Origin of the sequence: Xenorhabdus hominickii, from assembly GCF_002632725.1 — a bacterium.
Classification (GTDB): Bacteria; Pseudomonadota; Gammaproteobacteria; order Enterobacterales; family Enterobacteriaceae; genus Xenorhabdus; species Xenorhabdus hominickii.
Genome location: NZ_NJAI01000010.1, coordinates 82,504 through 94,885 on the forward strand (window position 1 = coordinate 82,504; position 12,382 = coordinate 94,885).

21 protein-coding genes and 1 tRNA gene are annotated in these 12,382 nt (G+C 44.7%); 12 read left to right on the forward strand and 10 right to left on the reverse strand.

Translation table 11 applies throughout. The features are described from left to right. From Xhom_RS50140 to Xhom_RS50185, 10 genes are all read right to left on the reverse strand, one after another. Positions 1 to 846 (reverse strand): site-specific DNA-methyltransferase (locus tag Xhom_RS50140; RefSeq protein WP_420855266.1); only part of this gene is annotated, 846 nt, incomplete at its 3' end. Positions 847 to 983: 137 nt separating this feature from the next. After that, a tRNA-Phe gene (locus Xhom_RS50145) sits at positions 984 to 1,059 on the reverse strand. A gap of 68 nt (positions 1,060 to 1,127) precedes the next feature. Next, positions 1,128 to 1,364, reverse strand: a complete 237-nt coding sequence (locus Xhom_RS50150) for a hypothetical protein (protein WP_069318229.1) — start codon at positions 1,362 to 1,364, stop codon at positions 1,128 to 1,130. Positions 1,365 to 1,437: 73 nt separating this feature from the next. Then, positions 1,438 to 1,752, reverse strand: coding sequence for a hypothetical protein (locus Xhom_RS50155; RefSeq protein WP_069318228.1), 315 nt, complete (start codon positions 1,750 to 1,752; stop codon positions 1,438 to 1,440). A 139-nt stretch (positions 1,753 to 1,891) separates the two neighbouring features. Beyond that, positions 1,892 to 2,671, reverse strand: coding sequence for an antitermination protein Q (locus Xhom_RS50160; RefSeq protein WP_069318227.1), 780 nt, complete (start codon positions 2,669 to 2,671; stop codon positions 1,892 to 1,894). 2 nt (positions 2,672 to 2,673) lie between these two features. After that, on the reverse strand, positions 2,674 to 3,654 hold the full coding sequence (locus Xhom_RS50165) for a DUF7146 domain-containing protein (RefSeq protein ID WP_069318226.1): 981 nt from the start codon (positions 3,652 to 3,654) through the stop codon (positions 2,674 to 2,676). Next, positions 3,651 to 5,261, reverse strand: a complete 1,611-nt coding sequence (locus Xhom_RS50170) for a DEAD/DEAH box helicase (RefSeq protein WP_069318225.1) — start codon at positions 5,259 to 5,261, stop codon at positions 3,651 to 3,653. The genes Xhom_RS50165 and Xhom_RS50170 overlap by 4 nt, the downstream gene beginning before the upstream one ends. A 4-nt stretch (positions 5,262 to 5,265) precedes the next feature. Continuing rightward, positions 5,266 to 6,141, reverse strand: coding sequence for a hypothetical protein (locus Xhom_RS50175; RefSeq protein ID WP_069318224.1), 876 nt, complete (start codon positions 6,139 to 6,141; stop codon positions 5,266 to 5,268). 173 nt (positions 6,142 to 6,314) lie between these two features. Then, the gene (locus Xhom_RS50180; protein ID WP_145957467.1) at positions 6,315 to 6,656 is read right to left on the reverse strand and encodes a hypothetical protein; all 342 of its coding nucleotides are present in this window, start codon (positions 6,654 to 6,656) and stop codon (positions 6,315 to 6,317) included. Between the two features lie 189 nt (positions 6,657 to 6,845). Then, complete coding sequence (locus Xhom_RS50185) at positions 6,846 to 7,037, reverse strand: Cro/CI family transcriptional regulator (protein WP_069318222.1); 192 nt, start codon at positions 7,035 to 7,037, stop codon at positions 6,846 to 6,848. Between the two features lie 102 nt (positions 7,038 to 7,139). Here Xhom_RS50185 and Xhom_RS50190 point away from each other — a divergent pair, with 102 nt between their 5' ends. From Xhom_RS50190 to Xhom_RS50245, 12 genes are all read left to right on the forward strand, one after another. After that, complete coding sequence (locus tag Xhom_RS50190; RefSeq protein WP_069318221.1) at positions 7,140 to 7,610, forward strand: helix-turn-helix domain-containing protein; 471 nt, start codon at positions 7,140 to 7,142, stop codon at positions 7,608 to 7,610. Positions 7,611 to 8,053: 443 nt separating this feature from the next. Continuing rightward, on the forward strand, positions 8,054 to 8,377 hold the full coding sequence (locus Xhom_RS50195; protein ID WP_069318220.1) for a transcriptional antitermination N peptide: 324 nt from the start codon (positions 8,054 to 8,056) through the stop codon (positions 8,375 to 8,377). Between the two features lie 64 nt (positions 8,378 to 8,441). Next, a complete protein-coding gene (locus Xhom_RS50200; protein WP_145957466.1) occupies positions 8,442 to 8,603 on the forward strand; it encodes a host cell division inhibitor Icd-like protein in 162 nt (53 codons plus the stop codon). A gap of 33 nt (positions 8,604 to 8,636) precedes the next feature. Then, complete coding sequence (locus Xhom_RS50205) at positions 8,637 to 9,008, forward strand: hypothetical protein (RefSeq protein WP_069318219.1); 372 nt, start codon at positions 8,637 to 8,639, stop codon at positions 9,006 to 9,008. Further along, positions 9,005 to 9,358, forward strand: a complete 354-nt coding sequence (locus Xhom_RS50210; RefSeq protein ID WP_069318218.1) for a hypothetical protein — start codon at positions 9,005 to 9,007, stop codon at positions 9,356 to 9,358. Before Xhom_RS50205 ends, Xhom_RS50210 begins: the two co-directional genes overlap by 4 nt. Beyond that, positions 9,345 to 9,761 (forward strand): hypothetical protein, encoded by a 417-nt coding sequence (locus tag Xhom_RS50215; RefSeq protein WP_069318217.1) that lies wholly within the window; start codon positions 9,345 to 9,347, stop codon positions 9,759 to 9,761. Before Xhom_RS50210 ends, Xhom_RS50215 begins: the two co-directional genes overlap by 14 nt. A gap of 73 nt (positions 9,762 to 9,834) precedes the next feature. After that, positions 9,835 to 10,161: a hypothetical protein gene (locus Xhom_RS50220; protein WP_069318216.1), complete on the forward strand. Its 327-nt coding sequence runs from the start codon at positions 9,835 to 9,837 to the stop codon at positions 10,159 to 10,161. Continuing rightward, complete coding sequence (locus tag Xhom_RS50225; protein WP_069318215.1) at positions 10,158 to 10,379, forward strand: ANR family transcriptional regulator; 222 nt, start codon at positions 10,158 to 10,160, stop codon at positions 10,377 to 10,379. Before Xhom_RS50220 ends, Xhom_RS50225 begins: the two co-directional genes overlap by 4 nt. Further along, positions 10,379 to 10,597 carry a hypothetical protein gene (locus Xhom_RS50230; protein ID WP_069315732.1) on the forward strand — a complete coding sequence of 73 codons (219 nt, stop codon included), beginning with the start codon at positions 10,379 to 10,381 and terminating at the stop codon, positions 10,595 to 10,597. Before Xhom_RS50225 ends, Xhom_RS50230 begins: the two co-directional genes overlap by 1 nt. Continuing rightward, positions 10,597 to 11,385, forward strand: coding sequence for an ORF6N domain-containing protein (locus tag Xhom_RS50235; RefSeq protein WP_069318214.1), 789 nt, complete (start codon positions 10,597 to 10,599; stop codon positions 11,383 to 11,385). The genes Xhom_RS50230 and Xhom_RS50235 overlap by 1 nt, the downstream gene beginning before the upstream one ends. 10 nt (positions 11,386 to 11,395) lie before the next feature. Then, positions 11,396 to 11,641 carry a hypothetical protein gene (locus Xhom_RS50240; protein WP_069318213.1) on the forward strand — a complete coding sequence of 82 codons (246 nt, stop codon included), beginning with the start codon at positions 11,396 to 11,398 and terminating at the stop codon, positions 11,639 to 11,641. Further along, the gene (locus tag Xhom_RS50245) at positions 11,638 to 12,249 is read left to right on the forward strand and encodes a beta clamp domain-containing protein (RefSeq protein WP_069318212.1); all 612 of its coding nucleotides are present in this window, start codon (positions 11,638 to 11,640) and stop codon (positions 12,247 to 12,249) included. The genes Xhom_RS50240 and Xhom_RS50245 overlap by 4 nt, the downstream gene beginning before the upstream one ends. Positions 12,250 to 12,382: the final 133 nt, after the last annotated feature.

Below are 12,382 nucleotides of genomic sequence, written 5' to 3' on the forward strand. Positions count from 1 at the left end.
CAGTTTATTTAACTGCTCATCACTAAGATATTCCGACTCTTTTATCGCATCATAAAAATCCCTGTGCTCCCGGCTAAAATTATCCAAATAGATATTATACGCCGGGTCCCAGATAGGTTTCTTTATGGGGGTAAATTCAATATTATTGATACCACTCGGTTTTATCACCATGATATATTCTTTTAACTTTGGAATGGTGCCCCGTTTTTTGACGCTGGTCATTTTCAGGCCACTGGCTTCACTCATTTTAACCGCAATGATTTTAATGGCATCGTAGCCAAATATTTCTTCACACACCTTCACTAAATTAAAGACTTCATTATCATCGATAGAGATAGCGATCATTCCTTCCGGATGCAGTAAGTTTTTAGCCACGAGCAGCCGTGGAAATATCATATTCAGCCAATTTGTATGACGCCGACCCGATGTATCATTGAACCTGTCGTTATAGATAAAATCCTTGCCGGTGTTATAGGGCGGGTCGATATAGATCATCTTTATCTTTTTGTGATAAGACTTTTGCAGCAACTTAAGCACGTCAAGATTGTCGCCTTCAATAAACAGGTTTTCGGTCGTATCCCAATTCACACTCTCTTCCTTGCATGGACGTAGCGTACCGGTTGATGGCGTCTGGGCAATCTGACGGGCACGCGCCTTACCCTGCCAAGTGAAGCTATAGCGCTCGTCTGAATCATCAACGGCCTCACCCAGCACCGCTTTTAAGGCGTCAAAGTCGATTTTTCCTTCCGAGAATACTTCAGGGAAAAGCTGCTTAAGTTGAGCGATATTTTTTTGCGTGATACCCGCGCTCTTAGACTCCGGGGGGTTCAGGGTGATGTTTTCAATGGTCATCAGAGGAGTTCCATTTATTGCCACTGTGCAAAACTGGGATGGTTCCGATATCGGAATTCCGGCATCGAATGAATATCAAATAGTTAGGATTGCAGATACGAAAAAGGCCGCCTCAGCGACCTTCGATAATTTGGTGGAACCTCTCGGAATCGAACCGAGTCCTAATGCTCTTCAGGCATCCGCGCGAACCCTCTACGCCAAAGTTCCAGAAATGAAAAAAGCCACGCCATGCGCAGCCTTGAATTTTAACTAGTCGGTCTGACCGACAGGTTGAGTTATCTAGGGGGATCGAGGTGTTGACCACGCCACCCAAAATCACATATAACATATTGATTTAATAGTGATATAGGTGTTGACCGACCATGATCGAGTTGAACCTCGTTTCGTGAGTCTAAGCGTTCAGCCTGCTTCCAATTAATACCAAATTGTTCCATTGGAGTTTTACCGTCTGCAAAAAGCTCAGAAATAATTTCTTCAGCCATTTCGTCTATTCGCTGCATTGAAATATTCATCTAAATATCCCGCAAGTCTGGGATTTTGAACTACCTAGGATTCTTAGGTGGTTGGATTTACGACGGTGGAATGCTATTTCCCGTTCGGCATCTTTCTTGCTGCCCAGTAACGATCATGTTCTTCCGGTGTCGCGCTCTGGTCTTCGAAGGCATCGCCGATTTTCAAGCCATCTGGCAGTAATGCCCAAGCGACATAAAAGTACCGAGGCTCAAACTCCTCACCTATCCATCGGTAGATACCGCTGTATTCCCCATCCCAGAAATTGACATACCCAATGTGCCAGCCATCGCAAGGATTCAAGACCAGTACCTCTTTGCCATTCATATCCGGCGTGGGTTGTTCAGATGCAGGACGGATAACTAAAGATTCGGTGATTGGTGCAGACATTCATTCCCCCAGAAAGCAAAAAACCCCGCCGAGGCGAGGTCTTAAATATTCGTAGTGAGTATAGTTACAAGTTCCCACTATTTGAAGATGGTACGCCAACTTTATGCAAAATGCAAATATTGTCGATGACATAAACAGTTTATTTTGTCACCTTGCTAAATGCAGCTTCCGCATGGCTTTCTTCGGTGTAGCACTTACCCACAAGCTTTTCATAAAAGGGTTTCCAGTTGCGAGACCATGACGATTGAGTCAACTCAGGAATAAGCGCCTTGATTGCTGTATAAGCCACTGACGAGGGCACTTTGCTGTAACCCCGCCCAGAGCACCGAGGGCAGATTTTATGAACCGGCACACCCTGCAATGCCGTCTTTTCCTCATCAAGTACCAATCCTCGCCCTTTGCAACGACAGCGATTTGACAGAACGCCTTTCCCGTTACATTTCTGGCAAAGCTCACCCACTTGCTCCGTTTTAATCCACGGCTCGATAATCACCACGCCATCGGCACGAGTAATGCCGGGATGCTTCTCAACCTCCTTCATCCCGTAGATCAGCCCCTTTCCTTTGCATTCCGAACACTGACAGATTGACGCGGCTGAACGGGCGTAATCCTCAAAGGCCATCTTGGATAAGATCACCAGACACTGCCCCAATTTATTCCCTGTGGCCTTCGATATCAGTTTAGGGACAGTTCGTCTTGCGTATCGGGTCAACGCCTCTACGGTGCTGAACTTGTCTTCTTCACTGACATCATTCTTGGCGAAAAATGCCGCCATGCCGAACTTGGCCTGTGATTCAGCCATCCCTAAAGCCGCCGCGGTATCCATGCCTTTCATTCTGTCCGGTGCGGTACTGGTTGACGTATCACTAAATGTCGGAGACTTCGGGTGAAAGTGTTTTAATGCTGATTCCAGTTTCATTGTTATGCTGTCTCCTGCTGCTTTTTCACAAATTCCCGTTCTCTGGCTTGACAACCTTGCTGGAGCAGGTCGTTAAAATCCCCGAGGTCGGGCCATCTCACACTGACACGCTCTATGTCATTATTGGCTTTCAGGTTTTTATTGGCACAGGCATAGGCGGCCGCTTCCCCGGTGGCGCTCCAGTCGTTATCTGCAAAAATAATGAGGTGCTTAACACCACGCGGGGCGATAAATTTCGCCATATGCCCGGCGTTCATGGTTGACCACGTATTCACCTTGTAGATCTGCTTACAGGACAAGGCGGTCTCAATCCCCTCGGCAATGCCCAGCGTGGAAGCTACCGGAAACAAACGGATTGCCACGGATTGAGCATGATCAAGATAAGTCTCTTCCTGAAGTGACATCATCTTTCTGGTGACCTCCAGCGGGGCTTTTTTCTCCCCGTCCAGATAGGTTCGGTGCAGGTAACACAACTGGCCGCGTGAGTCTGTCGCCAGTGCCCACATTGCCTGATAATCCCCTTGGTAGGTCGGCTGCTTTTCACAGAAGCGGATTTGTTCAATCGGGTGATGGCTGTAAATTCCCCGGTGCTGGAGGTATCTTTCCGCCGAGGTGCCTTTCAGTTCCGGCATGCGTGAGTAGTGGGCGATCATCTTCTGGCGCTTATCCGCGACGGTACTCACCTTGGGCTTCGGTACCCCGTTTTCACGCTGAATACCCAGTAACTGATCAATCTCATCGGCCAACACTTTGAATTCTTTCCCCTGAGTCAATCTGAGGAGTGCCCAGCCATCACCGGCATTGCAGGTACAGATGAATGTTCCGCGCCCGTCACGGTCATCAATGCGGAATTTGCCCTTTTGCTTACAGATTGGGCACTTCCCTTTAAAGTGTTTCCTGCCTGTCACGGGAGGCAGGCCGTAGTATTCGAAAACTTTAGGCCAGTGCCCAATAACCGCCTCGGCCGTATTGATTGTGTTCATCGTGTGCCTCCCTGAGAGGACTGAATGGATAACGGGTCACGGATATCGCGCACCTTTTGGTGGGCTACTTCAAGGCGCATTTCCTGCTGTTCGTTACTGGACGGTTCCGACTTCTTGCGGGATTTAGCAAAAGCAATTTGCTTGTGCTTGATGAAATTGTTCACTTCGGGGGTCAGTTCCTGTGGGGTATCATGGAACCCGCGAGGCCAGATGCCGAACTTGTCTTTAAATGTATTGGATACCCAACCATCACTGACGGTCTTGCCTTGTGAAGCCCGCTGATTTTGGTAGTACTTCAACTGGGAATAGAAACTCTGCTTTTCGGTCTGGGTGTAGATGCGTTCTTTCTTGCTGAGCTTCTGGATAGTGCGGCTGGTATCGACATCAATGTCTTCCCCTACCAACGGCTTAAAGTCGCATTTCGGGCAGACGTAAACCCCGGCGGGCTTCATGTAATGGCAGGACGGGCATTCTTTGGGTAACTTTTCCCGCTTCTCCTGCTCCCGGTAACTGGAACTGGACTTCATGCCGTCATGCTTGCGGGGCAGCTCGTCATATTCGATATCGTCAGGGTAGCCGAGTCGGTGAACGGTGCCGGAGTGATCGAAGATAAGGCAGGCTTCTTTGCCCGGAGCAGTACGCAGGCCCCTACCTAGCGCCTGAGCCCATCGGATTTCAGACTTTGTGGGTCTCGCGTAGATAATGCAGCGGACATCGCTATCGAACCCAGCCAAAAGACATCCCACGTTCACTAAAACCTTGGTCGCGCCTTGTTCAAAGCGGTGAATCATAATCTGGCGTTCTTCGTGGGAGGTCTGCGCTGTAATGATTTCGGCATTGATCCCTGCGCGATTAAACTCCACGGTCACAAAGTTGGCATGGCTGACGGTGACACAAAAGCAGATGGTCGGCTGGTTATTGCCATTTGCTAACCAGTTACTGACGATATCGCCCACCAAATCTGCGCCGCACATGATTTCGGCAATCTCATCTTCTTTATAATCACTGCCGTATTCAGCACTTTGATTGCTTTTTACGCCGCTTAAGTCGGGTTTGGTGGGCGCATAGAATTCGTACTTGCTCAGATCTCCACGCTGAATCAGCTCTTTCATGGTGGTCGGCTTAATCAGCTTTTCGTAGTAAGCCCCAAGGAACGGGGAAAAAGGTGTGCCCGATAATCCGATCACCGGAATGTCACTGTCACGGATAATTTCCAGCATCCGCTTACGGCGTAAGTGCGCCTCATCAATAATCAGTAAATCGATATTGTCGGGAAACTCACGGCGGATAATGGTGTCGGCTGAGGCAATCTGAATTAACCGGGTTGGGTCATAATTGGGATGGTCGCACCACACGTAACTGATTTCGTGTTCCGGTAAACCATACTCTGCAAACTTTGTTGCCGTCTGGTCTACGAGGATCGTATAAGGCACGCAGAACATCACACGCATTTCACGGGATACATAACCGTCAGTGATGAAAGCCGCCAAGCCTGTCTTGCCTGATCCCGTTGGACTGTACACCATGAAGGTACGGTGCTGTTTCCAGTTCTGACGCAACAGGCTTAAGCCGCGTTCCTGTGCAAAGTTGGGGGTAATTTCTAGCATGACGTCACCCCTGTTTATTTTCCTGAGTTCCCGTGCGATACTTTTGTGCAGGTAACTCTTCGTTAGTGCCTGTTGCAAGATCCGAATCAGTCGCACTCGCCAAAGTTTCGCTGTTCGGTTTCTTGCCTCCTTTGATTTTCAGTTCGTTTTTCCACTCATTGATAATCCGTTTGCTGTCTTCGGCGTGAGCGTCTACAGGCATATCGTTGTATTGGCGCGCATAATCGATTTTATGGAAGTGCGGGTTTGTTATTGCTGGTGCGACAATGCCAACGGCGCGTTTAACGTCTTCATCGGTAGGGACACGATCAAGGTATTTATTGAGCGTCAATGTGCCAGTATCCGCTAAGTGCTCAGTGATTTTTTTCAGTTGCTTAACCGCACGAAAAACGTCTTTTACGCTCTCGTTATTCGCTGATGGCATCGCTTCACCTTCGATCACCTCCCCGTCAATGAACAGTGGAATGCTGTCGATGAATGCGCCCCGGTTGAGGAATTTGTTTACTTCGGCTGTGGTGATGATCGGGTAGGCCTTGACTAATCCGAACAGGGTTACCGCCATTGATTCATCACGCCATGAACTCTTCCCTTTGCCATTTCGGATGGCAGCAATCAGTGCATCCTGATGTTTCAGGCCCAGCAAATCGTAATCACCGACCACAATGTAGTGAGTGCTCAGCGCTTCCAGATTCACGGGCTTTGCGTGGCTATTGTGGGGCTTGTGCGGCTTCCTTTCTGGTGAGTTTTTATTCACAAACTCCTTTGCTTCGCTCTCGCTCATTCCGATTTTCACCAGTGCGGCAACAGCTTTTGCTGGTTTCCATGCAATTAATTTTTTGTGTTTTGCGATGATTTCTTCTGCTTTCTTATTGAGATTCATTCTTATTTATCCAAAAAAATAGGGGGGTACATATTTAGTACTTTTCGTGACTGCCAATTTTTTTGGCTTTTCCCCATTTTGATAATTATTCTCACTTGGCTGTTTTTTCATGTTCAGCCCTAGTGATCCCCTAACCTCCGTTCCACAGCCAGAAGACACAGCCATTTTCGGTGTTACTGGCTGGCTCCTTGCCCTAAAGCGTTTCCTGATTTGGGCTTGTCCTCTGGCTGTGCTTTCGGGGCTAACAACGGCTCTTCGGTATAACCTTTCATAGATCTGTAATTTTTCTTGAAGAACAATCGAAGCCATGTGTTAGCAGCCCTAGCGCCGGTGTTATCCCTGCGATGCGGCACAGGATCTTCATCCCGCCTAAGTTTGTAGACGTAAGCGTATTTATCCCTCGCGTATTCCCTTGTGGTTGAGTTCATGGCGGAAAGCATCTTTTGAATCCATTCCGCATCACCCGGATGATAAATTTCGGGCATTGTTACGTTGTGGGTTGGGTGTATATTCACGATTGGAATTGGCCTTTCTACGTGCCGAACGGACGTGTTCGATACGCAAAATTACTGAGGTCAGATTTTGATTAAGTTTTGTTTAACAAAAATACAGAATTGTCATCTATCCTGAGATAGATGATGTTATTTGGTAGGTGTGCTTTTTCAGCACAGAGATGTTAAAGAGCAGTAATTTAAATTGAGATACTATCCACGACGATGAGCTGGGAATGGTTTTAGCTCTTCCGCTTCAACTCGCCCATCAAGGTGGACAATAACAGTAATTTTTCTCCCGACTGAGAGAGCTTTACTGATGGCGCTTTGATTAATTCCAAACAGGGAGGCGGCTTCCTCCTGCCCTTTTTGGAATACAAAATCTGATAACGGAATTTTTTCCATGTCATCCTCCTATTAAGATCGACACAAGTATCACTTATAGTAATATAATAGTCAACACTAACGGTGATTGGTAATTATGACTTTAAGTTATAGAATCTAGTAATGAAGAAGATCCCATTGAGCGACGAGCAAATATCGGACGCAAACCGCCTCAAAGCAATATATGAGGCAAAGAAAAAAGAGTTAGGACTGTCTCAAGAGGTGCTGGCTGAGAAGCTAGTAATGGGGCAGAGTGCTGTTGCGCAGCTATTAAATGCGAATAATGCTATCAGTGTATCTCATGCAGCTAAATTCGCTGAAATTCTGGAGATTACAGTAGATGATTTTAGCCCATCTTTAGCAGCAGAAATTGTCGAGATGGCTCAATACGTTCATGCATTGAGCGAACGTATTGAAGCAGTGAAGCCAGCCAACAACCAGTTAACGAAACAACAGAAAGAGCTATTAACACTGTTTGATAACTTACCTTCCGAAGAAGCAGAGCGGTTTTTGCGTGAAATGAAAGCAAGATCAAATCATTTTAATGCGATTTTCGCTGAGATGATGGCAAAACGCGGCATTAAAGCAAGTTAGCAAAACATATATCAATAGTAAACAATCACTATTTGAAATGTTAACCACGTCATAAATTTTATATAGGCCGCACCTCGCGGCCTACTATCAGAATCTCACCAGCCCTCCCTGCGAGGGCTTTTTTGTGCTCTTTCCCTACATAACTATCAGTCAAGTCGAACAGTAAAACACCAGTCAGTGATGTAAGTCACAATATCCATCCATTCTAAAAATTTATTTCTTTATTAATCAATAGTATCACTATTGGTGATAAAATAATATTACCAATAGTGTTGACTAGCATATTACTAAAAGTGATAATAAAAGCATTCAAGGCACACAGCCAAAGATGAAGCACCACCGCTCCTTAACAGACAGCGCTGAAAAAGCGCACCATTCTTACCAGTTGGTTACTGACTGAGACGTGAAGACTACTCAATCACAAATCAACTAAGGGGGATGATATGCACAACTTTCATGGCTACAACAATGCAAGAAAAAGAAGGCATGAGCGTAGAAAGGAGCAACAAGAGGCATATAACAAGGATAAAGCCATCAATATGGCGTTAAAGACTGCTCTCAATCCTGAAGAAATGACAATACCAACACGACCAGTATTATCACTGAACAGAAAAGCAATGGATCGTGTTAATAAAGCAATTTCAGTTCAAACTACTCCAAATTACGATAATTTCAATAACTGCTGTCTTCCCAATGCAGCACTCTATTCAACCAAAACCAAATCCCGCCGTCGTCTGGAATCAAGCGGAATTACTGCCAGAGTGTGATGTTTTCTTTATTAAAGATAATCTTGAATTGAAAAAATTACTCCGCATTCAATAAAAGGTAATCATGAAAACCTTTATCTTCGGCGCAATAGAGCGCTCCAACATGAAACAAAGGCGACCTATATGTATTAAAGCTCAGGCAACTAATGAGCAGGAAGCAAAAAGGTTATTAGCTCCTACATATGTAATTTTAGGTTGGATGGGTCAAATAGTTAATCGTAACTGAGATAAATAATATTAATTCTGAGGGGAATTAAACATGAACAATAAACTACAAGCAGCCGTCGAAATTGCAGAAGAAATTGAAGCCTCAATATTTCCCGTAGTGTCTGCAACTCAAAATGAAGCTGAACTGGATGCTTATTTAATGTGTCGTGGCGTACATCGTCAAACTTGTGATTTAGCCCAACGGTTAAGGGATATAAATAAAGAATATATCACGTCAGATAATCAGGCATTCGATGAATTGGAAGGCGTTGCGAGTGAAATAGAAAGTCTAAGAACATATGTTTCTTTATTAATGGATACGGATAAAAGTCTGTCCGGTGCACAATTACTTAGTATTGCATTGGCCGCAGTATTTAATATAGGCAAAGAAATAGCACGAGTCCGAGGAGTTGAATATTCATGAATAATATTTACCGTCATACTAGCGTTAGTAATATTCGAATAAATGAAATGAGTGATAGCGACCTACAGTTTTTGGCATCATCAAGCGATGAGGTCATTTACTCAATAACAAATGGAATGAAGTCTATTGCTAACTTAGCTAATGCAGCGGCTAATAGTGAAGAATACTCTTCTGATGATGCAATGACTGATCTTGATAGATTATCACGACTGTTTTCTATATTGCCTCTTATTATCGAGGCTGAGTATGAAAATAATGTCAATGCAAGGCATGAATTAAGAGAAAGAAAACAAATAAAAAAAGAAGAAAAAATAATTCAATCAATAAGGAATAACCATGAAAATACTTAAACCCATCGAAACCGCAACCAACCAAGATATCCAAATTGAAACGCGTGAAGTCTATGTCGTTCGCGGTTCCGGCAAGACTTATCTGAGTGAGAAAGGCGCACTGAATAAACTGACTTACGTGCGGGCGCAAAAGCAGTTTAATGAAGAAGGCAGACCAAGTAACTTCCCTGCCGAAGAAGTCATTCAGGAAGACGGCACTTCTGCATTGCGCAATGGGAAAATGCGCCCTGAGTTTATAGAACGACATGCTCAGGTACTGGAAGAACTGAAAGCAGATATTAGGCAGGTAAGAAAAATTGCTCGACTTAAAAAGGAACACATAAAGGCGATAGAAAAACACAGAAAAACCCAAGATGAATTAATAGCTATAGGAAATAAACTTTTCCAATTGCAATCAAAATAATAAAACAATAAACACGTTTTAATTACAGCGCCATTGCTGGGGACTCGTTCGCTCTGAAAACGGGAAATATAAAATGACACAATTAACTTTGCTTGAAAGAAAGCGAAAGGCATTTATTCACGCCAAATTGGATTCATTACAAAAGAAACATGGTTGCCATTCTGTAATAGTTAAAGTGAATGGAACTAATTGTAGGCTGGACTTAGATGAGGAAATATTGATTCTCGCTTTAATTAAGTTCTTTGAAGATGGACTAGACGAGCATCAACATAAATTACATGAACTTATAAATACATATGACAGCTTCATTACCAAATTCGGAAATTTAACCGCAGAAGGTAATGAATTTATGCGTGAGATATTAAAAATCATTGCCAAGAAAACGGAGCCAATAAAATGAAAAATGAAACCTATTTAGATATTGCTAATACAGCAATTCAGATGGAAAAAGAAGAGAAGTATGACCTTGCCGCTTCATATTGGGGAAAAGCCAGAAGTGTAGCCACCAGTATTAATGCTCAATTATGGTCTGAATATCGTCAGGAACATAACGAAAAAAGGCATTTATTACATACCGGCTATAGCAAAGCAAAAATAACTCTTCGGGAGGGATTGTGATGGCGAAAATAAAAAGAAGTAAAACTCAGCAAGGATTTATGGGAATGACCATCCCTCAAGGAATGCGTTTAGGAAAAGACGAAGAACGTGATTATTTAAATTCAAAAAAATATATCGCCAATTTCTCAACAGAAGGCGAATTCCTAAGAGTACCACTTAATAGAGCCATGCGACGTCATGCAAAGAAAATGAAGATTGAACTTAAGGAAGCAGAATAATGAGCAAGAAAAACGAATTGATTACTATCGATTCAAACAAGCTGCCAGTGATCGAATGGCAAGGTGTTCGTGTCGTTACCACTGAAACGCTGGCGGCTGGGTATGGTGCTAGTGCAAAAAATATTCAAGACAATCTCTTGAACAACAAGTCACGGTTTATTGATGGCGTCCATTATTTCAAGCTCGAAGGGGATGAATTACGTCAGTTTAAGAAGGTACCCGATAACATCGGGTTGGTTAGTAAACATACAAGTCAGCAGATTCTATGGACTGAAAAAGGCGCTGCTCGTATGTCGAAAATCGTTGATACCGACGAGGCATGGTCTTTCTTTGAAAAAATGGAATCAGCTTACTTTCACCAGAAAAAACCCGCAACCAATCCCCCCGCTTTACCCGGTGATTACATTGCAGCTCTGGAAGCATTGCTGACAACTGAAAAAGAAAAGGTCGTCATTACTCAAGAACGTGATGAAGCTCGCCGCACCAAATCACAGATCAGTCGCAGTCGTGAAGCTCAGGCCCTCGGCAAACTCAGTGCCGCCGCCCGCAAATGCCGAGAACTGGAAGAACGCCTGGGCGAAAGCACAAAACACGCCACGGTTACGGCGGTGCAGAACGCCACAGAAAAAGAATACCAGTACGCCCCACTCCGCAAATGGTGCAAGGAAAACAACATCGAAGCGGTGAAGGTTCCTGACACCCGATATGGACATGTTAAGTCATGGCCTGCCGAAGCATGGCTGGCGGTACACGGTGTGGATCTCAAGAAACTGTTTGGCAAAAAGTGAGGTGATGAAAATGGAACAGACAAAATACATTGTGACCTATTTAGGTGATTACTTGTGCGGACATCGCCACACACTGCGAATTTCTATGGAGGCTCATGATGCATTGGAGGCTATCGCAAAATCACAGGCGGCACTTACCGATGATCGACTGACCTCAACCCATCACTCCCTCTTCTCTGTGATGCCGGAGGCGTTCAGCGAAAAAACAATTACTGCCTTAAACCAATGCTCAGACACATCGGAGGTGAAGTCATGATCATTGCTTCTGATTTGTTACGCGCTGCCTTGGTTTGTATCGCCAAAGGAGAGCAAACAAAGAAACACCCCGGATTAACCGGGGTACATATCACCCGACAGCACCTCGAAGCCACTAACGGACATGTTGCTGTTCGCATGGAACTCACGGAAGAGAACAGTATCTTCTCCGATGACGATGCCACTGATACTGATCTGGTTATCCAGTTCTGGGGAAATATTCCGGAAAAAGCAGTAATGACTGAGATTCAGTTAGGTGAAAAAGCGAGAGCCGTACATTTCAAAGAAGAAGACAAAATTGAAGGGCTTACTCATCTGGAAATTATTCATGGCAGATTCCCTGATTTGAACAGGATTATCCCGACAGAGAAACAAAATGTTGTTCCGCCCCTTCTGGCTAAATATCTGGCCTATCCCGCCAAAATGTTTGATGAAGCGATGGCGGTAAAAATCGAACCTTCCGGCATGGAAAGTGGTTGTCTGTTTCGGTTTGATGCCGATGTTAACAAACTCTATGGCAATCCTGTTTTTGTGGTCATGCCTTGCAGGGAAAACGCTCTTGAGATAGGCGAACAGAAAGTCAGAGAACTGGAGGCAGACCGTGACTGAGGAACATCGCCAGCGGGCAGATATTGACGATGTGCTTGTTAAGGCCACATTCCACATTGACGACGGCAGGGATCACACGCAGCGGATTATCCACCGCATGAGACGTAACCAACATATTCATGAGGGCATCTGC

Coding starts and splice junctions, on each gene's coding strand:
- Xhom_RS50185 (WP_069318222.1), bottom strand. CDS start 7,037: ATGGAAAAAATTCCGTTATCAGATTTTGTATTCCAAAAAGGGCAGGAG.
- Xhom_RS50215 (WP_069318217.1), top strand. CDS start 9,345: ATGAAAATACTTAAACCCATCGAAACCGCAACCAACCAAGATATCCAA.
- Xhom_RS50165 (WP_069318226.1), bottom strand. CDS start 3,654: ATGAACACAATCAATACGGCCGAGGCGGTTATTGGGCACTGGCCTAAA.
- Xhom_RS50230 (WP_069315732.1), top strand. CDS start 10,379: ATGGCGAAAATAAAAAGAAGTAAAACTCAGCAAGGATTTATGGGAATG.
- Xhom_RS50235 (WP_069318214.1), top strand. CDS start 10,597: ATGAGCAAGAAAAACGAATTGATTACTATCGATTCAAACAAGCTGCCA.
- Xhom_RS50160 (WP_069318227.1), bottom strand. CDS start 2,671: ATGAAACTGGAATCAGCATTAAAACACTTTCACCCGAAGTCTCCGACA.
- Xhom_RS50190 (WP_069318221.1), top strand. CDS start 7,140: ATGAAGAAGATCCCATTGAGCGACGAGCAAATATCGGACGCAAACCGC.
- Xhom_RS50220 (WP_069318216.1), top strand. CDS start 9,835: ATGACACAATTAACTTTGCTTGAAAGAAAGCGAAAGGCATTTATTCAC.
- Xhom_RS50195 (WP_069318220.1), top strand. CDS start 8,054: ATGCACAACTTTCATGGCTACAACAATGCAAGAAAAAGAAGGCATGAG.
- Xhom_RS50225 (WP_069318215.1), top strand. CDS start 10,158: ATGAAAAATGAAACCTATTTAGATATTGCTAATACAGCAATTCAGATG.
- Xhom_RS50245 (WP_069318212.1), top strand. CDS start 11,638: ATGATCATTGCTTCTGATTTGTTACGCGCTGCCTTGGTTTGTATCGCC.
- Xhom_RS50150 (WP_069318229.1), bottom strand. CDS start 1,364: ATGAATATTTCAATGCAGCGAATAGACGAAATGGCTGAAGAAATTATT.
- Xhom_RS50175 (WP_069318224.1), bottom strand. CDS start 6,141: ATGAATCTCAATAAGAAAGCAGAAGAAATCATCGCAAAACACAAAAAA.
- Xhom_RS50170 (WP_069318225.1), bottom strand. CDS start 5,261: ATGCTAGAAATTACCCCCAACTTTGCACAGGAACGCGGCTTAAGCCTG.
- Xhom_RS50155 (WP_069318228.1), bottom strand. CDS start 1,752: ATGTCTGCACCAATCACCGAATCTTTAGTTATCCGTCCTGCATCTGAA.
- Xhom_RS50240 (WP_069318213.1), top strand. CDS start 11,396: ATGGAACAGACAAAATACATTGTGACCTATTTAGGTGATTACTTGTGC.
- Xhom_RS50200 (WP_145957466.1), top strand. CDS start 8,442: ATGAAAACCTTTATCTTCGGCGCAATAGAGCGCTCCAACATGAAACAA.
- Xhom_RS50205 (WP_069318219.1), top strand. CDS start 8,637: ATGAACAATAAACTACAAGCAGCCGTCGAAATTGCAGAAGAAATTGAA.
- Xhom_RS50210 (WP_069318218.1), top strand. CDS start 9,005: ATGAATAATATTTACCGTCATACTAGCGTTAGTAATATTCGAATAAAT.